This window comes from Burkholderiales bacterium, assembly GCA_036262035.1.
In the GTDB taxonomy this organism is placed as follows: Bacteria; Pseudomonadota; Gammaproteobacteria; order Burkholderiales; family SG8-41; genus JAQGMV01.
Map to the genome: position 1 here is coordinate 725845 of DATAJS010000010.1, position 20319 is coordinate 746163.

21 protein-coding genes are annotated in these 20319 nt (G+C 67.3%); 5 read left to right on the top strand and 16 right to left on the bottom strand.

Annotated features, from left to right (window positions below; genetic code table 11):
• Window positions 1-29 precede the first annotated feature (29 nt).
• From VHP37_11360 to VHP37_11385, 6 genes are all read right to left on the bottom strand, one after another.
• Window positions 30-1211, bottom strand: a complete 1182-nt coding sequence (locus VHP37_11360) for an MFS transporter (GenBank protein HEX2826937.1) — start codon at window positions 1209-1211, stop codon at window positions 30-32.
• A 29-nt stretch (window positions 1212-1240) separates the two neighbouring features.
• Complete coding sequence (locus VHP37_11365; GenBank protein ID HEX2826938.1) at window positions 1241-1783, bottom strand: HD domain-containing protein; 543 nt, start codon at window positions 1781-1783, stop codon at window positions 1241-1243.
• A gap of 17 nt (window positions 1784-1800) precedes the next feature.
• Window positions 1801-2022, bottom strand: a complete 222-nt coding sequence (locus VHP37_11370) for a hypothetical protein (GenBank protein HEX2826939.1) — start codon at window positions 2020-2022, stop codon at window positions 1801-1803.
• Window positions 2023-2093: 71 nt separating this feature from the next.
• Window positions 2094-3215 carry a C45 family peptidase gene (locus VHP37_11375; protein HEX2826940.1) on the bottom strand — a complete coding sequence of 374 codons (1122 nt, stop codon included), beginning with the start codon at window positions 3213-3215 and terminating at the stop codon, window positions 2094-2096.
• Window positions 3212-4165, bottom strand: coding sequence for a tripartite tricarboxylate transporter substrate binding protein (locus tag VHP37_11380; GenBank protein ID HEX2826941.1), 954 nt, complete (start codon window positions 4163-4165; stop codon window positions 3212-3214). The genes VHP37_11375 and VHP37_11380 overlap by 4 nt, the downstream gene beginning before the upstream one ends.
• Before the next feature lie 25 nt (window positions 4166-4190).
• Window positions 4191-4835 (bottom strand): DUF924 family protein, encoded by a 645-nt coding sequence (locus VHP37_11385; GenBank protein HEX2826942.1) that lies wholly within the window; start codon window positions 4833-4835, stop codon window positions 4191-4193.
• A gap of 61 nt (window positions 4836-4896) precedes the next feature.
• Between VHP37_11385 and VHP37_11390 the strand changes: the two genes are divergently transcribed.
• Window positions 4897-6108 carry a CoA transferase gene (locus VHP37_11390; GenBank protein ID HEX2826943.1) on the top strand — a complete coding sequence of 404 codons (1212 nt, stop codon included), beginning with the start codon at window positions 4897-4899 and terminating at the stop codon, window positions 6106-6108.
• Window positions 6109-6207: 99 nt separating this feature from the next.
• Here the strand turns inward: VHP37_11390 and VHP37_11395 are convergent, their stop codons facing one another.
• The 3 genes from VHP37_11395 to VHP37_11405 are packed head-to-tail and all read right to left on the bottom strand — an operon-like array spanning window position 6208 to window position 10588.
• A complete protein-coding gene (locus tag VHP37_11395; protein HEX2826944.1) occupies window positions 6208-8892 on the bottom strand; it encodes an ATP-binding protein in 2685 nt (894 codons plus the stop codon).
• Window positions 8880-9455, bottom strand: coding sequence for a biliverdin-producing heme oxygenase (locus tag VHP37_11400; protein ID HEX2826945.1), 576 nt, complete (start codon window positions 9453-9455; stop codon window positions 8880-8882). Before VHP37_11400 ends, VHP37_11395 begins: the two co-directional genes overlap by 13 nt.
• Before the next feature lie 47 nt (window positions 9456-9502).
• Window positions 9503-10588, bottom strand: a complete 1086-nt coding sequence (locus VHP37_11405) for a mandelate racemase/muconate lactonizing enzyme family protein (protein HEX2826946.1) — start codon at window positions 10586-10588, stop codon at window positions 9503-9505.
• Window positions 10589-10635: 47 nt separating this feature from the next.
• Between VHP37_11405 and VHP37_11410 the strand changes: the two genes are divergently transcribed.
• Window positions 10636-11598 carry a tripartite tricarboxylate transporter substrate binding protein gene (locus VHP37_11410; protein HEX2826947.1) on the top strand — a complete coding sequence of 321 codons (963 nt, stop codon included), beginning with the start codon at window positions 10636-10638 and terminating at the stop codon, window positions 11596-11598.
• A gap of 12 nt (window positions 11599-11610) precedes the next feature.
• Here the strand turns inward: VHP37_11410 and VHP37_11415 are convergent, their stop codons facing one another.
• Together VHP37_11415 and VHP37_11420 are read right to left on the bottom strand one after the other, a co-directional pair.
• Entirely contained in the window at window positions 11611-11727 is a 117-nt protein-coding gene (locus VHP37_11415; protein HEX2826948.1) for a DUF1428 family protein, read from the bottom strand.
• A gap of 1 nt (window position 11728) precedes the next feature.
• Window positions 11729-12766, bottom strand: a complete 1038-nt coding sequence (locus VHP37_11420) for a peptidyl-alpha-hydroxyglycine alpha-amidating lyase family protein (GenBank protein ID HEX2826949.1) — start codon at window positions 12764-12766, stop codon at window positions 11729-11731.
• 76 nt (window positions 12767-12842) lie between these two features.
• On the opposite strand from VHP37_11420, the gene VHP37_11425 reads away from it, so the two are divergent.
• Together VHP37_11425 and VHP37_11430 are read left to right on the top strand one after the other, a co-directional pair.
• The gene (locus VHP37_11425; GenBank protein ID HEX2826950.1) at window positions 12843-13811 is read left to right on the top strand and encodes a tripartite tricarboxylate transporter substrate binding protein; all 969 of its coding nucleotides are present in this window, start codon (window positions 12843-12845) and stop codon (window positions 13809-13811) included.
• A complete protein-coding gene (locus VHP37_11430; GenBank protein ID HEX2826951.1) occupies window positions 13811-14626 on the top strand; it encodes a polysaccharide deacetylase family protein in 816 nt (271 codons plus the stop codon). Before VHP37_11425 ends, VHP37_11430 begins: the two co-directional genes overlap by 1 nt.
• Window positions 14627-14806: 180 nt before the next feature.
• Here VHP37_11430 and VHP37_11435 read toward each other — a convergent pair whose 3' ends face one another.
• From VHP37_11435 to VHP37_11455, 5 genes are all read right to left on the bottom strand, one after another.
• Window positions 14807-15508, bottom strand: a complete 702-nt coding sequence (locus VHP37_11435; protein HEX2826952.1) for an ABC transporter ATP-binding protein — start codon at window positions 15506-15508, stop codon at window positions 14807-14809.
• Window positions 15505-16260 (bottom strand): ABC transporter ATP-binding protein, encoded by a 756-nt coding sequence (locus tag VHP37_11440; GenBank protein ID HEX2826953.1) that lies wholly within the window; start codon window positions 16258-16260, stop codon window positions 15505-15507. Before VHP37_11440 ends, VHP37_11435 begins: the two co-directional genes overlap by 4 nt.
• A complete protein-coding gene (locus VHP37_11445; protein ID HEX2826954.1) occupies window positions 16257-17237 on the bottom strand; it encodes a branched-chain amino acid ABC transporter permease in 981 nt (326 codons plus the stop codon). The genes VHP37_11440 and VHP37_11445 overlap by 4 nt, the downstream gene beginning before the upstream one ends.
• Window positions 17234-18091 (bottom strand): branched-chain amino acid ABC transporter permease, encoded by an 858-nt coding sequence (locus VHP37_11450; GenBank protein ID HEX2826955.1) that lies wholly within the window; start codon window positions 18089-18091, stop codon window positions 17234-17236. The genes VHP37_11445 and VHP37_11450 overlap by 4 nt, the downstream gene beginning before the upstream one ends.
• A 124-nt stretch (window positions 18092-18215) precedes the next feature.
• Window positions 18216-19481, bottom strand: a complete 1266-nt coding sequence (locus VHP37_11455) for an ABC transporter substrate-binding protein (protein HEX2826956.1) — start codon at window positions 19479-19481, stop codon at window positions 18216-18218.
• Window positions 19482-19676: 195 nt separating this feature from the next.
• Between VHP37_11455 and VHP37_11460 the strand changes: the two genes are divergently transcribed.
• On the top strand, window positions 19677-20306 hold the full coding sequence (locus tag VHP37_11460; GenBank protein ID HEX2826957.1) for a pyridoxamine 5'-phosphate oxidase family protein: 630 nt from the start codon (window positions 19677-19679) through the stop codon (window positions 20304-20306).
• The last annotated feature ends 13 nt before the right edge of the window (window positions 20307-20319 follow it).

Below are 20319 nucleotides of genomic sequence, written 5' to 3' on the forward strand. Positions count from 1 at the left end.
GGAGCAGCGCACGTGCCTGTTTTTGCACTTCAGGTGTCACCCACCGGCAACACCTTGAGGTGCACGAGCAGCGCAAGGACGCTGGCCGTCAGGGCCGCCGCGCACACCGCGAGCCAGCCATGATGCGCGAACAGCCAGCTCGTGAGAAAAGCGCCGATCGAGTTGCCGGTCCACACGTGCAGCGCGAACACGGTGTTGGCGCGAGAGCGCGAGTCGGGCACTGCGGAGTTGATCAGGGTCTGGTTCGCCACCATTGCGGCGCGTAATCCGAGATCGAGGAGCATCACCCCCACGACCACCGCGGCGATCCACCACACGCCGAAGCCCATCACCAGCCATGCCGCGATCATCGAGCAGATGCCGGCGAGCACGACGGGCCTCAATCCCAGGCGGTCGCTCCAGCGTCCGGCCGCGCGTGAGATCGTGATGCCCGCCGCGCCGGGTATGCCCATGAGCCCGGCTGCGGTCGGACCGACGTGATGGAGGAGCGCGAGCATCGGCGCCGCGACCGCCCAGAAGCCGCCGTAACAGATGCCGAACATGAACTGGATCGTCGCGGCGCGCCGGATGCCGCCCTGCTCGCGGTAGAGCCGGTACAGCGATACGAGCAGCCCGCCGTAAGAGGCTTTCGAGGTCGGCCGCGTGTTCGGAAGCCGCGCCCACACCACCGGCAGGATGAGCAGCAGCATCGTGGCCGACAGCGCGTAGCTCATGCGCCAGCCGAACTGGTTGGCGATGATGCCGCCGGCGATGCGCGCGAACAGGATGCCGCTGAACATCGCGGTGAGCTGCGTGCCCAGCGCGCGGCCGCGTTCCTCCGGCTTTGCGATCTCGGCGGTGATGGCGATGTAGTGCTGGAGCAGCGACGAGCAGAGGCCCGTCACGAGACTGCCTGCTGCGAGCACCCAGATCGACGGCGCCGCCGCCATCACCGCCTGCGCGATCAGCAGCACGACCGTCTTGGTGAGGACGAGCTTGCGCTTGTCGACGCGATCGCCCAGCGGCACGAAGAGCACGATGCCGAGCATCAATCCGCCGAACGAGCACGTCGGTATCCAACCGGTGGTCGCGGCGTCGGCGCCGAAGTCCGCCGCGATCGCCGCCAGCATCGGCGTCTGGTAATGGATGCCGCCTGCGACGATGAACGCCGCGACGATCAGCAGGAGGATGAGGTTGCGGTGGGCGGTGGGGGAGGCGGAGAGAGGCGGCACCCGGCGAATGTACCAGCGAAAATCCGGATTTAGTCGGGAAGAGCTCCGAGCACGGTGCGGCCTCGCCCGAGCACCTCGTCGTAGAGCTTCTCGAGCGCCGGGTTGCAGCCGCGCAGGCCCGCGACGACCTGCTCGGTCCAGTCGAGATATTCCTTGCGGCGCGAGAGCGGCCACTTCGCCGGCGGCGTGTCGGTCACGGCGATCACGTTGGCGATCTTGTCCGCGAGCTTCACCAGTTGCGCTTCCCGCGACGCATGCCGCGCGTGCTCGATCTGCAGCCGCTTGCGATCGGTCTTGAGCAGCGTCTTGTCGTCGGTCACTTCCTGCACGACTTCGCGCACGCGCTTGCCGAAGTGCTCTTCGAGCTCTTCGGCGGTGGTCTGCGTGTCCTCGATGGTGTCGTGCAGGATCGCGGCCTGGAGCACGACCAGATCGCGCACGCCGCCCACGCGCGCGAGCAGCTCGGCGACCTCGATCGGATGGTTGATGTACGGCGACGCGCCTTCGTCCTTGCGCCGCTGGTCGCGATGCTTGTCGGCGGCGAAGTGGAGCGCCTTCAGCAGAGGACCGATGGAGTCGGAGGATTCGCTCATATGGGCTTTCGCCGGACGTACGCCGCGTGCTTGCGGTTCGCTTCGTTCGCCTGGAGGGGCGGACGGCCGCGGATGAAGTCGAGCTCGACCTGCGCCTCGGGCAGGAGCTTATTCCTGATGCGCTCGCGCAGCGTCTGCTCGACGCCGTCGAGGTCGGCGACGCGCGCCACCCGGACGTCGGCGGCGAAGGCGGCGGAAGCGGCGACCCAAAGAACCAAGGGCAAAGTCAAAATGGGTCCGCGCCTGGGCGGGATCGACGGGCTCGGGTGCGACACGGTCGACTCCCTGGTCAAGCCGCCGCCGCGGTGCGCGGTTCGGCGCCGGGCAGGTAGACCGGCTGATATTCGGAACGATTCGGCTGCCCCGGCGCGACGTGCATGACTTCGTTACTCATGTCGAAGACGATCGAGGCGATCGTCATCGTCGGACCCTGCCCCGGATAGTCGTGCGGGGCGCGGCAGATGGCTCGCGGCGCGCCGAACTCGTCGCGCAGCGTCGCTTTGACGTCTTCGACCGTGATCGACCCGATCTTCGGCTCGAGTAGCTGGCGCGCGCGGAAGTCCCTGTACAGGCTGTCGCCGTTGAACGAGCTCGCCACGCCGTGCGCGTGGGCCGCCGACGCCTGGAAATGGTTGGCGTGCGTCAGCAGGCCGCGCTCGGGATAGACCGGGTAGACGTTGTCGGGCGTGGTCTCGAAATCGATGCCGACGCCGTCGCGGTGCGCGATGACGTAATTGCCCGAAGCGCCGCGCGCCGAGCGCGTCAGGATGTCGATCGCCTCGTAGTAGTGCCGCGAGTTCAGGATGCGCCGGCGCAGGATCGGGATCGGCACGCCCACCTTGCCCTTGTCGGCGCTCGACGTGAGCATGTTGCCGCAGACCATGATGCCGTGCTCGTTCATTCCGTCGCGGCCCACCATGCCCGCTTCGACGATCAGCGTCAGCGCCGGTTTGTCGTGCTGCCGGATGCGCAGCAGGACCACCGAGTCGAGCGCCGGGCTGCGCCAGTCCCAGTTCTTGCCGACGATGACGCCCTTGTCCTTCGTCGCCTCCGGCAGCGCGATGATGGTGGTGCACTCGGTCGCCGCGCGATGGCCGCGCGCCGCGCCGTACATGAGCTCGGTGCGGCAGTTCACCGCGACGATGTCTTCGAGCTGCTGCCGCGCGCCTTCGGCGATGCCTTTGAGCTCCGAGACGATCGCGGAGTCGATCGCTTCGATCTGCGCGAGGAAGCCGCGCGCACGCTCGCGCACCTCGTCGAGAGTGAGCTTCGAATGCCGGCCGAACACGCCGAGGTAGAACCGGATCGTGCGCGCCACGCGCTCGGCCGCGCGCTCGCCGTGCTGCACGCCGCACTCGCGGGCGTCGCCTTCGATGTCGATGACCGGAAACGCTTCGTAAACGGTCTTCATTCGATCCTGATCCCCGCGTCGTGGATGATTTTCCCGAGCTTCTGAATGTTCGCCGCGAGCATCTGCTCGAGCTGCTGCGGCGAGCTCGACGCGGGCTCGAGCCCGGAATCGAGCATGACCTTCTTCACTTCCGCTGCGCCCATCATCTTCTGGATCTCGGCGTTGAGCAACGCGACCACCTCCCGCGGCATGCCCGCCGGGCCGTATACACCCATCCACGACGGAAAGTCGTAGCCGGGCAGGCCGGTCTCGGCGATCGAGGGGATCTGGGGCGCGGCGGTCGTGCGCCTCAAAGACGTCACGCCGATCGCCCGGACTTTACCCGACTTCACCTGTTGCAGGGCCGCCGCGATCACCCCGAAGTTCATGTCGACCTGGCCCGACATGATGCCCACGTACGCCGGACCGCTGCCCTGGTAAGGCACGTGCACGATGTCGATCCTGGCGATCGACTTGAAGAGCTCGCCCGCGAGATGCGGGCCTTGTCCGGTGCCGGACGAGGCGAAGTTGAGCTTGCCGGGCTGCGCTTTCGCGAGCGCGATCAGCTCCTTCGCGGTCCTGGCCGGCACCGAAGGATGCACGACCAGCAGCAGCGGGTAGGTCGCGAACAGCGAGATCGGCTGGAAGTCGCGCAGGAGATCGAGCTTCACGTTGGGACGCAGCGCAGGCAGGGCCGCCATCGCGCTGCCCGCCATCAGCAGCGTGTAACCGTCGGGCGCCGAGCGAGCGACGTATTCGCGTCCGATGAGCGCGCCCCCGCCCGGCCTGTTCTCAACGACGAAGCGGCGGTTGAGCGATTCGGAGAGCCGCTGCGCGAGCAGGCGTCCCATGAAATCGTCCGAGCCGCCCGGCGGCGCGGTGACGACCACGCGCACCGGCCTGGAGGGATAGGACTGAGCGTGCGACAGCAGCGACACGCACGCGAGCGTGCAGGCGACCAGCAGTTTCAACGTTCTTCTCCTCGTGATTGGACGCTTATCCGCCTTGTCCGAAGGTATCGGGTTCGGAGGCAAGGTATTCGTGTTCCTCGGGCGTCGATGTGCGGCCGAGGACGAGATTGCGATGCGGGAATCGCCCGAAACGCTCGACGATCTCGAGGTGCCGGCGCTGGAAGTCGAGGCAGTTCGCGGTGAACGCGTGCCACTCGGCGGGCGCCTTGGCATGCAGCCGTTCGAACCGGACCACGCCTTCGCGCTGGACCGCCGCGTCTTCGGCATGCTGATACGGCATGAGCAGGAACGCCTGCTCGGGAATGGAGAGCGCGTCGAGGTACCCGGCGGCGACGCCGTGCCGCGCGGCTTCGAGCGCGCGCGCGTCGTGCGCGAACGCGGCGGAGGTGTTGCGGAACGCGTTGCGCGGGAACTGGTCGAGCGCGACGACGAGCGCCACGCACGAGCGCGGCGTCGTCTTCCACGACGCGAGCTCGCCGCGGCCCGCGGCCGCGATGGTCGCGTCGAAGCGTCCCCCGATCTGCGCGTCGAATGCGGGCGAGGTGCCGTACCAGACCTTGTTGCGCGCCTGCGCGGCTTGCGGGTCGTGCGTCGCGTCGGCGAACCAGAAGCGATGCACCTCGTCGGGCAGGGCGATCGACCCGGTGCGATCGTCGCGGCTTGTCTGCATTCTCGTTGTGGCGATGACGGACTAGCGCGATGATAAGCCACTCACAAGGAGGAGATCGACAATGGCCAAAGGTCCGTTGGATGGAGTGAAAGTCGTCGCGTGCTCGACCGCTCAGGCGGGCACGGTGCCCTACATGCTGATGGCCGACCTCGGGGCGGAGGTCATCAAGATCGAAGTGCCGGGGAAAGGAGACAACTCGCGCGGCTCGAGCATCTTCCCCGGTCTGCCGAGCACGTACTTCGAGACCAACAACCGCGGCGTGAAGAGCGTCACGCTCAATCTCAAGCTGCCCGAGGCGCGCGAGATCCTGTACAAGCTCGTCGCGCGCGCGGACATCTTCGGGCAGAACTTCCGGCCGGGCGCGGCGGAGAAGAACGGCTACGGTTACGAGGATTTGAAGAAGATCAATCCCAAGCTCGTCTACGTGTCGGTCTCGGGCTACGGGCCCAAAGGGCCGCACGCCTCGCTGCCCGGCACCGATTCGATGGCGCAGGCGCTCGGCGGCATCGCCGAAGCGTATTCGACGCCGGGACAGCCGATGAAGATCGGCGTCGTCTCGGTCGCGGACGAAACCTGCGCGATCCTCGCTTTCGGCGGCATGCTCGCGGCGCTGCACTGCGCGCGCACTCAGGGCATCGGGCAGAAAGTCGAGTGCTCGCTGCTCGGCGGGCAGATCCGCCTCATGGGCTGGACGCTGACGACCTCGATGTGGCGCGAGCGCGCACCGGTAACGGGGCAGGCGCGCATCACCGGCACGCCGCAAAGACCGGGCTTGAGCGCGAGCTTCAACGACGCGAACGGCAAGCCCTTCGTGTTCCAGCTCAACGGCGCGAAGAAATGGAAGGAAGCGACGGCCGCGCTCGGTTTCGCCGATGCGTTGAGCCAGGCGGGCTTCGCCGATCTCGGCGTCGTGATCGGCAACGAGGACCGGCGCCGCGCGCTGCTCGCCAAGCTCGACGAGCTCTTCGCCACAGGCCCGCGCGACAAGTGGGTCGAGATCCTGCGCGCCGCCGACATCGTGTCGGCGCCGATCAACACCCTACTGGAAGCGGCGAGCGATCCGGACGTGCTCGCGAACGGCTACGTCACCGAGGTCGACTATCCGGAATACGGCAAGAAGCTCAAGGTCCACGGCTCGCCGTGGAATTTCTCCGAGACCCCGGCGAAGATCGGCGTCGCGCCCAAGCTCGGCGAGCACAACGAGGAAGTGCTGAAGTCGCTGGGCTACGGCGACGGCGATATCGCACGCTTTCGCGAGCGCGAGGTGATCTGATCGTGCGCCACGGGATCGCTTCGGCATCGCTTCGGAGCCGCTTCGCGATGACGTCATTGCGAGGAGCGATGCGACGAAGCAATCCCGAGGCGCTCGGTCTCAGCTCAAGCGGCCCGCCACGCTCGCCGCGACGGTGATGAGCTCCTGCGGATCGACCGGTTTCGGGACGTGGGCCTGGAAGCCCGCCTGCAGCGCGCGCGTGCGGTCCACCGCACGCGTGTAGGCGGTCAGCGCGATCGCCGGCATGCGCGGCTCGCCGCCGTTGAGCGCGCGGACCTTGCGCATGAGCTCGAGCCCGTCGACGCCCGGCAGCCCGATGTCCGAGATCATGAGGTCGAAGCGCCGCTGCGCGAGCGCATCGAGCGCCGCGTGGGCATCGCGCACCGCTTCGACGATGGCCCCGCATTCGCCGAGGATGGTGCGCAGGAGCTCGCGTGAGTCGTTGTCGTCCTCGACGATGAGCACGTGCAGCGCTTCGAGCTGAGGCGGACAGCCGATATCCGACGCTCGTGCGACGTCGGTCTCGAGAGCCCGTCCCGATGCCGGTGCGATCGGCAGCCGCACGCGGAACGCCGCCCCGCGTCCTTCGCCTTCGCTCTCCGCTTCGATGCGCCCGCCGTGCAGCTCGACGAGCTTGCGGGTGATTGCGAGACCCAGCCCGAGCCCCGAGGTGCGGCGGCTCATGGACGATTCGGCCTGCCGGAAGGCTTCGAAGACGTGCGGCAGGAAATCGGCGGCTATGCCCTGCCCGGTGTCGGTGACCGAGATCTCGACGTCCGAGCGCTGGCGCTGCACCACGACGCTGATCGATCCGCCTTTGGGCGTGAACTTCACCGCGTTCGTGAGGAGGTTGGAGACCACCTGCCGCAGGCGGTCGGCGTCGCCGAGGACCGGCGCCTCGGAGTCGAGGATGCGCTTGAGCTTCAGGCCCTTCGCCTCGACCGACAGCGCGACTTCCTCGAGCACGCGCTCGACGAGCGGCACGAGGTCGACGTGCTCGATGGAGACGCTGAGCTTCCCGCTCGCCATGCGCGAGATGTCGAGCAGGTCTTCGATGAGCTCGGTCTGGCTCTTCACGTTGCGCGAGATGACTTCCAGCGCCTGGGCGGTCCGGTCGGGGCCGATGAGACCGCTTTGCAGAAGGTGCGCCCAGCCGGAGATTGCGTTGAGCGGCGTGCGCAGCTCGTGGCTCACCGTGGCGATGAACGCGTCCTTCTGGCGATCGGCGGCGGTGAGACGATCGTTGATGTCGCGCAACTCGGCCGCGCGCCGCCGCACGCCGCCGAGCAGCACGCGGCGCAGCGTCGAAGCCGCCTGGACGTGCAGCGGGTGCCACGGCAGCGCGCTGCCGCGCACGGTCTCGCGCCATAACGCGAACGAACCGCGGGGCGTCAAGCGCGAAGGCGTGCCGTCGTCGGCGGTCTCGACGTTCTTGCGGGGATCGCCGGCCCAGTCGACGGTGCGCTCGGTCGAGGGACGGAACCAGAGCAGGTACTCGCCGAGCTCGCGCGAGATCGCGACGGCGACGAGGCCGGCGGCGCAGTCGTCCCAGTGCCGCGCCCGGGGAAAGTGGTCCTGGAGCTTCTCGGTCGCGAACACGTCCTGGTCGGTCTGCCGCAGCCAGCCGACGAGCGCCGCGATGTCTTCGGTCTTCGGTGTCGAGCCGAGGCGCCGCGTGCCTTCGCGCAGCACCACCGCGGCGCCGGCCGCATCGACGAGGCTTTGCAGCTCGGGGCCGGCGAGTGCGTCGAGCAGCTCCGAGCCTGCGGCCATGCGCTCGATCAGGCGGGCCTCGGTCTCCTGGATCCTCCGCGCGCGTTCGGCGCGGTCCGCGGTCTCGAGCGCGTCGAGATGCCACGACAGCGCCTGCCCCAGATATTCGGCGGTCTCGCGGACCTGGAACCCAAGCCGCCACGGCCCGCTGTAGTGATGGCACGCGATCAGCCCCGTCAGCTCGCCGTCGAGCAGCAGCGAGATCGACATCGAGGCCGTGACGCCCATGTTCTTCAGGTACTGGATGTGGATCGGCGAGACGCTGCGCAGCACCGCGTACGACAGGTCGAGCGGCTCGCCGGTCGGCGGATGGTCCTGCGGGACGAGCGGCGAAGGCACGTAATCGACGTCGGCGATGTGCCTCAGCCAGTTCAGGGTATAGAGGCGCCGCGCCTGCGCGGGAATATCGGACGACGGGTAGTGCAGGCCGAGGAAAGGCTCGAGGTCGCTGCGCCGGGTCTCCGCCACCACTTCGCCGTTCCAGTCGGCATCGAAGCGATAGATCGTCACGCGATCGAAGCCGGTGATCGCGCGCACCTGCTCGACCGCGATGCGACAGAGATCGTCGACGGTCTTCGCCGATTGCAGCCGCAGCATCGCCGCGCGCAGGCGCGGGTCGAAGGGCATGAGGCCGGCGCTGCCGGCGCGCGACGGCTCGCGCGGCTCGAGCTCCACGACGAGCGTGTCGGAGGTGTTCGGCGGGCGGTGGAGCACCGCGTCGAACGCTTTGCCGTCCGCGCTTGCGACGACGAGCACCGGGTTGACCGCGCGCAGCTCCTGTTCGCGCGCAGCCCCGGCGATACGCGCCCCGGAGTCCGCATCGAGCAGTGCCGCAAGCGGTCGACCCAGCGCTGCGTCCGCCTCCATGCCGAGGTGCCCGCCGAGGTTGGCGCTCGCCTGGACGATCGTCAGCCCGGCGCCGCTGCACGCGAGCAGCACGCCGTGTCCCTGGATCGATCCGGGGATGTGGATGGGCTCGCGATCGCAGGTGTCGAGGGTTACGGTGTGCATGCGCAGCGTTCCGTGATCGCGCCGGTGCGTTTGAGGCTCGCGGTGTACGCGTCGAACGTCGCGGCAGCCATGCCGCAGGCGGCGTCGGCGTCGTCCTTCGATGCCGTCGCCGACCAGGCGTCGAGTCGCTCGAGCCATTCGCGCCATTTGCGGCCGGTTCCCGGCTCACGCAGACGCAGATAGGACGTCGGGAAATCACTGCCCAGATTCTCCTCGACGCTGCGTGCGAGGACGAGCCCGCCGAGCGAAGAGCCTTCGAGCACGTAGGCGCAGCCGTAGGCTTCGGCGAGCTCGGTGGGAGTGGGCACGAGGAAATCGGCATCGCGCTCCTCGATGCCGAGACGGGCGAGATCGGAACGCACGCGTTCGGCGCGAGGGGGGCCGTCCGGCAGCACCGGCCACCGGGCGAGCGCGTTTTCCAGCGGCGCCACGACCGCCAGCACGCCGCGCAGGAAAGCCGCGTATCGGTCGGGCGTGAGACCGCTGACGGCAAAGTCGAGCGCCGCGTCGAGACGCGCATGCGGCGCGCGGGTGCGCTCGCGTAGGAGGGACAGGAGATTCACAGGGCGAAGAGCGTGTGAGCAGCCATTGTAACGGCGCCCGGCCCCGGTCACTTCACCCGATACTTCGCCAGCGCCTCTTCGCTGAACTCCATCCCGTGCCCCGGCCGGTGCGGCACGCGGAGGAATCCGTTGTCGACCACCGGCTCTTCCTGCCACACCCTGGTGCGCGTGATCGACCACTCGAGCAGCGTCGCGTTCGGGATCGCCGCCAGGACGTGTATCGAAAGCTCCGGCGCGAGGTGCGGCGCGATGCCGATGTCGTACGCCGCGGCGAGGTGCGAGATCTTCAACAGCTCGCTGAAGCCGCCGCAGCGCATGATGTCGGGGTTCAGGATCGAAGCGGCTTTCTGTTCCACCAGGTCGCGGAAGCCGTAGCGCGTGTACTCGTTCTCGCCGGTGGCGACCGGGATGTTGATCCGCCGCGCGACTTCGGCGCACTGGCCGATGTTGTCGGCGTAGACCGGCTCTTCGTACCAGAAGATGTCGCAGGGCTCGATCGCGTTGGCGAGCCGCACGTTGGAATGCACGTCGAGGCGCTGGTTGACGTCGACGAGGAGACGCGGCGCGTCGCCGATCGCCTTGCGCACCGCCGCCACGCGCTTCACGTTCGCCATGAGGTCGGGCAGCGGCGCGAGACCGACTTTCATCTTGTAGTGCTTCGCGCCGATGGCGAAGGTCGCTTCGGCTTCCTTCACGATGTCGTCGACGCTGTAGCTCAGGAAGCCGCCGCCGCCGTATACCGGGACCTTGTCGCTCACCGCGCCCCAGAGCTGCCACAGCGGGCGCTGCACCGATTTGCCGACGATGTCCCACAGCGCGATGTCGACCGCGCTCAAGGCATACATGGGGATGCCTTTCTTGCGGATGCCGCGGTCGGCGTCGTACATCTTCTGCCACAGCCGGCCGGTGTGGGTCGGGTCTTCGCCTTCGAGCAGCGGCGCGAGATTGTCCTTGAGATAGGCCTGCACCGAGCTCGCGCCGTTGCCGCCGACGAGCATCGTGTAGCCGAGGCCTTCGATGCCTTCGTCGGTCTTCACCCGCACGACGACGTAGCTGTTGTTCGGGTAGTACGTATTGCGCGGCGGCGGTGTGGCGACGTCGAGGCGGGAGATGTCGATCGCGCGGATTTTCATGAGAACACTCGCGGTAGTTGTCGATTCATTGTAATAGACTCATCCGCATGAATACCTTCCTCCGCATTGCTCCCGTCATGCTCGCGCTCGCCGCCGGTTACGCGTGCGCGCAGTCGTATCCCACGCGTCCCGTCCGTATCGTGATCCCGTATCCGCCCGGCGGCGGCACCGACGTGATGGGACGCCGCATCGCGCACGAGCTCACGCCGCGCCTCGGACAGTCGGTGGTGGTCGAGAACATCGGCGGCGCGGGCGGCAACATCGGCATGCGGCAGGTCGCGCAGAGCGCGCCCGACGGATACACGCTCGTGCTCGCGCTCACCGCGCAATGGGCGGTGAACGTCAGCGTCTTTCCGAAGCTGCCGTACGATCCGCTGAAGGATTTCGAGCCGGTCACGACGCTCGCGGTCGCGCCGTACGTGCTCGTCACGCATCCGAGCCTGCCGGCGACGTCGACCGCGGAGCTGATCGCGCTCGCGAAGAGGATGCCGGGCAAGCTTTCCTATGGCTCGGCGGGCAACGGCAGCGGGCAGCACCTGGGCATGGAGCTTTTTAAGAGCATGACCCGGATCGACCTTCAGCACGTCCCGTACAAAGGCGGCGCGCCGGCGATGATCGACGCGATCAGCGGCATGGTGCCGATCACGCTGCAGACCTACACCTCGATCATCGGTCCGACCAAGGCCGGGAAGCTGCGCGCGCTCGGGGTGACGACCCGGCAGCGCGTGCCGGCGCTCGCGAGCGTGCCCGCGATCGCCGAGGCGGTGCCGGGCTACCAGTCCGAGGTCTGGTATCTCGTCGGCGTGCCCGCGGCGGCGCCGAAGGAGATCGTCGCGCGGCTCAACACCGAGCTCGTGCAGATCCTGCGCACACCCGCGATGCGCCAGACGCTGGAAGCCGACGCCAACGTGATCGTCGCCAACTCGCCCGCCGAAGCGCGCGAGTTCGTGAGGAGCGAGATCGCGAAATGGGCGAAGGTCGTGAAGACGGTCGGCGTGCGCCTCGATTGATCCGGGTCAGAGTCACATTTCCATTCCGTAATCCGACTCTGACCCGGATTTGAGCCGCGGGTCGGCCATGACTTTCTTGTTCACGCTGTCGCGGTGACGGCGTGACTTGAAAGCGATATTCGAGAACACCCTATCCCGCGCGGCGGCGGAATTTCTGGAACGCGTGGGGCTTGAGCGGCGCCATGCGCTTGACCGCGCCCGCGTTGAACACCACCTCGCCGACGTACATGTCGCCGCGTTTGTCGACCCACAGGCCATGCGGCGCGATGAAGTTGCCCGGCAGCACCGGGTTCTCGCCGCCGACGCGCGCGGAGACATTGCCGTCGGGATCCATCACGGTCACGCGCGCGATCGGCGAATGGCCGCACGGCGGATAGATCATCGTCTCGTCGTGCGCCGGCAGCGGACCTTCCGAGCGCTTCATCATGTAGTTGTGGAAACCGCCTTCGGCGATGTGCAGCAGGTCCTGGTCGTCGATGAAGATGTCGTACGGACGGTTGAGCAGCACCGATCCCGTGCGGCCCCACTCGCGCAGGTAGCGGCCTTCTCCGTCGAACACCTGCACGCGCGAGTTCTCGCGATCGGCCACGTAGACGTGCCCCGCGCTGTCCACCGCGATGCCGTGCGGCAGCATGAACTCGCCGGGCCCGCTGCCTTTCTCGCCCCACGAGAAGAGGAGCTTGCCGTCCTTCGAGTACTTGTGGACGCGCGCGTTGCCGTAGCCGTCGGCGATGTACAGGTCGCCGCTCGGCAGCGTCGCCACGTTCGTCACCCGGTTGAAAGGCCCCGCGGCGCGCTTGACCGGGCTCTTGCCGACCTCGTAACCGGTGTCGGAAGGCTTGCCCGACTCGCCGAGCGTCATGAGCCGCTCGCCGTCGGCGGTGAACTTGTGGACCGTATGGTCCTTGTCGTCGGCGAGCCAGAGCGAGTCGTCGCGGTCGATGAAGATGCCGTGCGGGTTCTTGAAGACGCCCTTGCCCCAGGCGTTCAGGAACCGGCCGTCCTTGTCGAAGACGATGACGGGATACGCGCCGCGGTTGAAGACGTAGACGCGGTCGCGCGAATCGCACGCCACACCCGCCACTTCGACGTAGGCGTAACTCTCGTCCGGGAGCCTGTCCCAGCCTTCGAGCGCTTCGAACTCGATCTTGTGGTTACCGGTGGCCATAGTGTCCTCAGCGTAGCACGGCTTTCCGGAGTCTTTGCCGTTAAACTGAACGCAAAACGGCCGACCGGGAGGAGCCATGATGAGATTCATCGGGCGCAGCGTGACGGTTGCTGCGTGCGCGCTTGTCGTCTTGCCCGCGTGGAGTCAATCGTATCCGGCCAAGCCGGTGCGCGTCATCATCGGGTTTTCACCCGGCAGCACGACCGACCTCATCGGCCGCGTCGCGGCGATGAAGATGGGCGAGTTCCTCGGGCAGCCGGTCGTCGTCGACAACCGTCCGGGCGCGGGTGCGAACCTCGCCGCGGAGATCGTCGCTAAAGCGGCGCCCGACGGCTACACGGTGCTCCTCGCGAACGCCGGCGTCGCGACCGGCGCGACGGCGTACGTGAAGCTCAACTTCAACGCGCTGCGCGACTTCGCGCCGGTGAGCCAGATCTCGGCGACGCCGCACATCCTCGTCATCCATCCTTCGCTGCCGACCAGGACGGTGAAAGAGCTCATCGCGTTCGCGAAAGCGCGGCCGGGGCAGCTCAACTTCGCTTCGACGGGGCACGGCAACTCCGACCATCTCGCCGCGGAGCTCTTCATGTACATGACCGGCATCAAGATGGTGCACGTGGCCTACAAAGGCGGGCCGCAGGCGATCGGCGACATCCTGACGGGACAGGTCGCGATGTACTTCGCGGGCGTGCCGGTCTCGATACCGTTCGTGAAGAACGGCAAGGTCCGCGCGCTGGGACTCACCGACGCGAAGCGCGCACCGGTGCTGCCCGACGTGCCGACGATCGCCGAGGCCGGCGTCCCCGGTTACGAGCACATCCTGTGGAGCATGCTCCTCGTCCCCGCGGCGACGCCGAAGGACGTCATCGCGCGCCTCAACGACGCGGCGGTGAAGGCGCTCAACGCGTCCGACGTGAAGGACCGTTACGCCGGCATGGGCGTCGATCCCGCGCCGACCACGCCCGATCGCGCGCTGGCGTATCTGAAGAGCGAGACCGCGAAATACGCGAAGGTGGTGAAGGCGATCGGGCTGCGGATCGAATGATGACCTCATTTCCCGGCAACCGGCGCATCGCCGTCGTCTTCAACGTTTGCCTCGAAGCCTGGTCGGACGGCAAGGCGCCGGGCATCAGCCCGATGGGCAACCCGCTGCCGGCGGGCGTGCTCGACAACATGGCGATCTCGTGGGCGGCGTACGGCGCCCATCGCGGCATCTATCGCCTGCTCGAAGGCTTCGCCCGTCACGGCGCGAAGGCGAGCGTCATGACGAGCGCGGTGCTCGCGGAGCGGTCGCCGGCCGCGGTCAAGGCAGTCGCCGACGCCGGACACGAGGTGCTCTCGCACTCGTACGCGATGGACGCCATCCCCGCGCTCATGAACGAGGACGAGGAGCGCGCCAACATCAGGCGCTGCACGTCGCTGCTCGAAGAATGCTCGGGCCGGCGCGTGCGAGGCTGGCTGAGCCCGCGCGCGACGCCGAGCGCGAGCACGCCTCGGCTGCTCGCCGAAGCAGGCTACACGTGGTACGGCGACACCCTGGCGGACGATCTGCCTTCTGTCGAAACGTTCGGTGAGCGTCGTATCGTCGCAATCCCGCTCTCCACCGACGTCAACGACATGCCTTCGATGAAATACGGCCACCCGCCGCAGCGCATGCTGGAGAGCTTCGAGGACGTGCTCGATCGCGTGACCAGGCACGAGCGCGGGCCGGTCATCGTCGATGCGACGGTCCACGCGCACATCTTCGGGCGCCCGCACGGCGCGCATTACTTCGAGCGCATCGTCGAGATCGCCGCGAAGACGCCGGAGATCTGGGTGCCGACACGACTGGAGATCGCCGAGCATGTTCTGGGTCAATAGGTCGTCGCGAGGAGGCAATGCCGACGACGCGACCTCGTGGCGCACGGCGCGTCAAATCCGCCGGCCTCAAGCTCGACTGACGCGTCGTCATTCCCGCGAATGCGGGAATCCATTTTGATCCGTGCCTTTGAAAAAGATTCCCGATAGCTCCGGCTGCCGCCGTTCGGGAATGACGAAGCCTCACAAAGCGAGGTAGCGGTGCACGACCTCCTCGTTCGCCCACAGTTCTTCCAGCGCACCCGAATAGCGGATCGTGCCTTTCTCCATGATGTAGCCGCGATCGGCGACGCGCCGGGCGAACTTGACGTTCTGATCGGCGATGAGGAGGGTCACGCCTTCGGCGCGGATCTCGTGGATCGCGTCCATCAGGGTCTTCACCATCAGCGGTGAAAGTCCTTCCGACGGCTCGTCGAGGATGAGCAGCGCCGGGTTGCCCATCAGCGCGCGGCCGATGGCGAGCATCTTCTGCTCGCCGCCCGACAGGCCCGAGCCGCCCTTGCGTCGCAGCTCCGCCAGCGCGGGAAACAACTCGAACACGCGCTGGCGCGTCCAACGGCCTTCGCGCTTGACGACGCGGCTGGCGATGTCGAGGTTCTCCTCCACGGTGAGGTCGACGAAGATGCGCCGGTCGTCGGGGACGTAACCGATGCCGAGCCGCGCGATCTCGAACGTCGCGCGTGCCGCGATCGGTATTCCCATGAACTCCACGCTGCCGCTGCGCGGCGGCGTGAGCCCCATGATGCTGCGGAGCGTCGTGCTCTTGCCCGCGCCGTTGCGGCCGAGGAGGCACACGACTTCGGCCTCGTTCACCTCGAGCGACACGCCGTGCACGACCGCGCCGACGCCGTAGCCCGTGACGAGGTCGCGCACGCCGAGGATCACGCGGCTTCCTCCCCGAGGTAGACCTCGCGCACCGCTGTGTTCGCGCGAATCTCGTCGGGCGTGCCTTCCGCGAGGAGCCGCCCGCGATCGAGCACGACGATCCATTCCGCGAGCGAGAACACCGCGTCCATGTCGTGCTCGACGATGACGAAGGTCGTGCGGCGCTCGACCGAGAGCCTGCGCACGAGCGCGAGCACGGTCTGGCGCTCGACGGAGGTCAGCCCCGACGAAGGCTCGTCGAGAAAGCACAGCTCGGGCCTGGGAGCGATCGCGATGCCGAGCTCCAGCAGGCGCTGGTCGCCGTGCGAGAGGACGCCTGCGGGCGTGTCTTCCACCTCGTGCAACCCGATCTCCGCGAGGATGCCGCGCGCTTCCGCGATGCCTTCGGTCTCGCGCTCCCAGCGGTGCAGCGAGACGCGCGTGCACCCGCGGCGCGCGAGCACGGGGAGCAGGATGTTCTGCAGCACCGTGAGCCGCGCGAAGACGTTGATGATCTGGAACGAGCGCGACACGCCTTTGCGGATGCGGTCGTGCACCGCGAGCCTGGTGATCGCTTCGCCTTTGAAGCGCACTTCACCCGAATCCGGCATCAGCGCGCCGGTGACGAGGTTGATCGCCGTCGTCTTCCCCGCGCCGTTGGGTCCGATGATCGCGGTGAGCCTGCCCTCCGGCAGGGACACGGTCAGCCCGTCGACGGCGGTGAAGTTGCCGAAACGTTTGGTGACAGTGTTTACCGCGAGCAACTCGCTCATTTGGGGTCTGACCCCGGCTTCATCGGGGTCTGACCCCGGTTTTTTCTAAACACGCTCATCACCCCTTCCGGGAATCCCATCACCAGCGCGACGACGATGATCCCGAACACCAGCAGCCAGTACTCGGTGAAGCGCACGATGACGTCGCGGATGATGTAGAAGAGCGCCGCGCCGACGATCGGGCCGCCGAACGAATGGATGCCGCCGAGCAGGGTCGCCAGCACCGGCTCGGCGGAGGTGCTCCAGTGGGCGACCGGCGGCGTGATCGTGTTCTCGAGCGGCGAGAGCATCGCGCCGGCGAGCCCTGCGTAGACTCCGGCGATCGTGAACGCGACGAGGCGGTACTTGCGCACCGCGATGCCGGCGTAGGCCGCGCGCGTCTCGCTGTCGCGGATCGCCTGCAGCGCGAGCCCGAGCGGCGAGTGCACCAGCCGGCGCATCACGTAGATCGCGAGCAGCGACAGGGCGACGACCACGTAGTAGTACGCCTCGATCGCCGAGACGCTCACGCTGAACACCCCTGGAATCTCCAGCGGCGCGCGCGGGATGCCGACGAGCCCGTCGTCGCCGCCGGTGAAGTCGCGCCACTTCCACGCGACCGAATAGATCATCATCCCGAACGCGAGCGTGAGCATCGAGAAATAGATGCGCGTGTGCCGCACCGAGAGCGCGCCGAGCACCAGCGCGAATACGCCGGCGATGACCACCCCGCCGATGAGGCCGAGGAAGAGATTGGGCACGACGAGCAGGATCTTCGCGCACGCGTAAGCGCCGACCGCGAAGAACCCCGCCTGGCCGAACGAAAGAAGGCCGGTGTAGCCGAACAGCAGGTTGAAGCCGAGCGAGAACACCGCCAGGATGAGGATGTGCATCACCAGATACACCGGATAGCGCCCGGCGACCCACGGCAGGAGGAGCAGGGCCAGCAGCAGCGCTGCGAGCGCGATGGCGAGGCGCGGCGAAATCCGGCCGCTCATCGGGCGAAGAGCCCTTCGGGCCGCACGAGCAGCACCACGGCCATGATGACGAAGATGAAGAAAAGCTCGAACACCGGGAAGTACAGCGTGCCGTAGGCGGACAGCACGCCGACGATCAGCGAAGCCACGAACGCGCCCTTGAGGTTTCCCAGCCCGCCGATCACCGTGATGATGAACGCCTGGATGATCATGGCCGCACCGATGCCCGGCGCGGCGACACGCACCGGCGAGCCGATCGCGCCGCCGAGCGCCGCGAGCATCGCGCCCGCGACGAACACCCCCGAGAACACGCGCGGCACGTTGATGCCGATGGCGCTCGCCATCTCGCGGTCCGCCGCGGTCGCGCGCGAGATGCGCCCCCACCACGTCTTTTCGAACAGGAGCCACAGCAGCAGCGCGACGAGCAGCCCGACGGCGATCACGAAGACGTTGTAGACCGGGTAGGGCCGGCCGACGACGTTGAACGAGCCGTCGAGGAACGCCGGCATCGGCGGGATCTTGAACACGCCGCCCCAGATCAGCTTCACCGCGTCGTCGAGGATGAGGATGAAGCCGAAGGTGAGGAGCAGTTGGTACGCTTCGTCGACCTTGTAGAGCCTTCGCAGGAAACCGCGCTCCATGACGAAGCCGAGCGCGCCGGTGCCCAGAAGGCTCAGCAGGATCGCGAGCGCGAACGGCAGGCCCATCACGCCGTAGAACGTGTACGCGAGATACGCGCCGACCATGAAGAGGCTGCCGTGCGCGAAGTTCACGATGCGCAGGACGCCGAAGATGATCGTCAGCCCCGCGGAGATGAGCCACAGGTACATCGCGAGGGAGAGGCCGACCAATCCCTGGTAGACGGCGTTTTCCACGCTATGTCATCGCGAGGAGGCCGTCAGGCCGACGAAGCGATCCCGTGCCGCACGGTCACGTAACGGCCGTGCCGGGATTGCTTCGGCGCCTTGCGCCTCGCAATGACCGTCGTAGGTGCGACGGTCACTTCGCCGCCGACACCGGCGTGAACGGCGGATGCCGGTAGTAATCCTTCGCCGGGAAGATCTTGAGATCGCCCAGCACCGCGATGGGAAAGCGCGGATCGATCACCGGACGCCCGGCCGGCACGTTGTAGATGAACTGGTGGTCGGCGTCGCGGAACACGCGCACGCCGCCGGGATTGCGGATGTTCATCCCCTTCATCGCGTCGATGACGCGGCTGGTTTCCACGCTGCCGGCTTTCTCGACCGCGGCCTTCATGATGAAGAACGCCGAGTACGTCGTCTCCGCCGAGTAGTTGGGCAGGCGCTTCCAGCGCTTCTGGAAGCGCTCGATGAACTGCTTGTTCTCGACGGTATCCGGCCAGTTGTGGATGTAGCGCGCGGTCGCCCAGAGCTTGCCCTTGAAGCGGTCGGCCTTCACTTCGTTGGTGATGCCTTCGAGCACGTCGACCGAACCGCCCATCGCCTGCCACCATGCCTGGGTGTTGTCGAACACACCCTGCAGCAGCGCCTGCCGCAGGAGCTGCACCGCTTCGCCGGCCCACGGCGTCGCGAAGATCGCGTCGGGTTTCTGCGCCATCACCGCCGAGATGTGCGGCGAGAAATCGAGCGTGAGGAAAGGCGCCCACGCTTCGCCGACGAACTCGACGTCGGGCCGGAACTTCTTGAGCGTCTCCTTGAAGAGGTTCCACGACACGTAGCCGTATTCGTAGTCCGCGCCGATGTTCGCCCAGCGCTTGATGTCCTTGCGGTCCTTGAAGATGAGCGCGGCGATGATGGCGTCCTGGTAGACCGGCACGCTCACGCGCACGATCTCGCGCATGCCTTTCTGCGCGACGAGCTCCTCGGTGAGACGGTGCGTCGCCGCGTGGGTGAAGAACTCGATGCGCTTGAGCTCCGCGAGGACCGGCGCGATCGCCATCGCGACGCCGGAGGAATCGGTGCCGACGAGGAAGTGCGCGCCCCAGTCGGTCACCAGCATCCGCGCATTGCGCACACCGGTCGCGGCCTTGTTCTCGTCGTCCATGAAGCGCACCTCGACCTTGCAGCCGAGGATGCCGCCGGCGGCGTTGATCTCTTCCATCGCCATGATCGAGCCCATCTCGATCTGGCGGCCGTAGTCGGAATGAGGGCCGGACGCCGCGCCTTGCGCGCCGACCTTGATCGCCGGGACGCCGACCTTGCACTGCGAATATGTCGGACTGCAGAAGAAAGCGAGGACGAGAAGCAGAAACGGAACGTACGACACCGAGCGCCTGGCGTTCATGATGCCCCCCTCCGTTGGGTGAGCCACCGAGTGGCGTGAGGACTGTATGAAGGATGGCCCGGCGCTGTCAATGACCCCCGTCGTCCCGGACGCGCGCGCAGCGCGCGATCCGGGATCCAGTTTGATTTTCAATTTAATATCCCGATTCAAAAATGGATCCCCGCCTTCGCGGGGATGACGGACAGGGAGGACTGCATGGACTCGATCGATCAGCAGCACCGCATCAGCGACGTGGCTACCCTCGAAGCGCTCTACGGTCACCCCTCCGGCGCGGCGGTCGAAAAGGAGCTCAACTACATCCACCCGCATTACCGGGCGATGATCGAGGCGTCGCCGTTCGTCGTGCTCGCGACGAGCGGCCCGGAAGGGCTCGATACCTCGCCGCGCGGCGACGAGCCGGGTTTCGTCGTCGTCGACGACGAGAAGACGGTGCTGATCCCCGACCGCCGCGGCAACAACCGCGCGGACAGCCTGCGCAACATCATCTCCAACCCCTATGTCGCGCTGCTGTTCCTGATCCCCGGCGTGGGCGAGACGCTGCGGGTGAACGGCCGCGCGATCGTCTCGACGGCACCGGGTTTGCTGGAGCGATTCAGCGTCGGCGGCAAGCTTCCGCGCTCGGTGATCGTCGTCAGCGTCGATACGGTGTTCTTCCAGTGCTCGCGCGCGGTTTGGCGCGCGAAGCTCTGGGACGCCGGCAGTCAGGTCGACCGCAAGAGCCTGCCGAGCACGGGAACGATCGTCGGCGACATCAGTCAGTCCCGTATCGACCCGGCGAAATACGACGACGGGTTGTACGAGCGCCTGAAGTCCTCACTGTATTGAAGCGGCAGGAGTC

What these genes read in the sequence shown, in the direction of transcription:
- VHP37_11410 (HEX2826947.1), top strand. Translation starts at nt 10,636, where the DNA reads ATGAATACCTTCCTCCGCATTGCTCCCGTCATGCTCGCGCTCGCCGCC.
- VHP37_11420 (HEX2826949.1), bottom strand. Translation starts at nt 12,766, where the DNA reads ATGGCCACCGGTAACCACAAGATCGAGTTCGAAGCGCTCGAAGGCTGG.
- VHP37_11455 (HEX2826956.1), bottom strand. Translation starts at nt 19,481, where the DNA reads ATGAACGCCAGGCGCTCGGTGTCGTACGTTCCGTTTCTGCTTCTCGTC.
- VHP37_11395 (HEX2826944.1), bottom strand. Translation starts at nt 8,892, where the DNA reads ATGCACACCGTAACCCTCGACACCTGCGATCGCGAGCCCATCCACATC.
- VHP37_11430 (HEX2826951.1), top strand. Translation starts at nt 13,811, where the DNA reads ATGACCTCATTTCCCGGCAACCGGCGCATCGCCGTCGTCTTCAACGTT.
- VHP37_11390 (HEX2826943.1), top strand. Translation starts at nt 4,897, where the DNA reads ATGGCCAAAGGTCCGTTGGATGGAGTGAAAGTCGTCGCGTGCTCGACC.
- VHP37_11385 (HEX2826942.1), bottom strand. Translation starts at nt 4,835, where the DNA reads ATGCAGACAAGCCGCGACGATCGCACCGGGTCGATCGCCCTGCCCGAC.
- VHP37_11375 (HEX2826940.1), bottom strand. Translation starts at nt 3,215, where the DNA reads ATGAAGACCGTTTACGAAGCGTTTCCGGTCATCGACATCGAAGGCGAC.
- VHP37_11425 (HEX2826950.1), top strand. Translation starts at nt 12,843, where the DNA reads ATGATGAGATTCATCGGGCGCAGCGTGACGGTTGCTGCGTGCGCGCTT.
- VHP37_11440 (HEX2826953.1), bottom strand. Translation starts at nt 16,260, where the DNA reads ATGAGCGAGTTGCTCGCGGTAAACACTGTCACCAAACGTTTCGGCAAC.
- VHP37_11405 (HEX2826946.1), bottom strand. Translation starts at nt 10,588, where the DNA reads ATGAAAATCCGCGCGATCGACATCTCCCGCCTCGACGTCGCCACACCG.
- VHP37_11460 (HEX2826957.1), top strand. Translation starts at nt 19,677, where the DNA reads ATGGACTCGATCGATCAGCAGCACCGCATCAGCGACGTGGCTACCCTC.
- VHP37_11445 (HEX2826954.1), bottom strand. Translation starts at nt 17,237, where the DNA reads ATGAGCGGCCGGATTTCGCCGCGCCTCGCCATCGCGCTCGCAGCGCTG.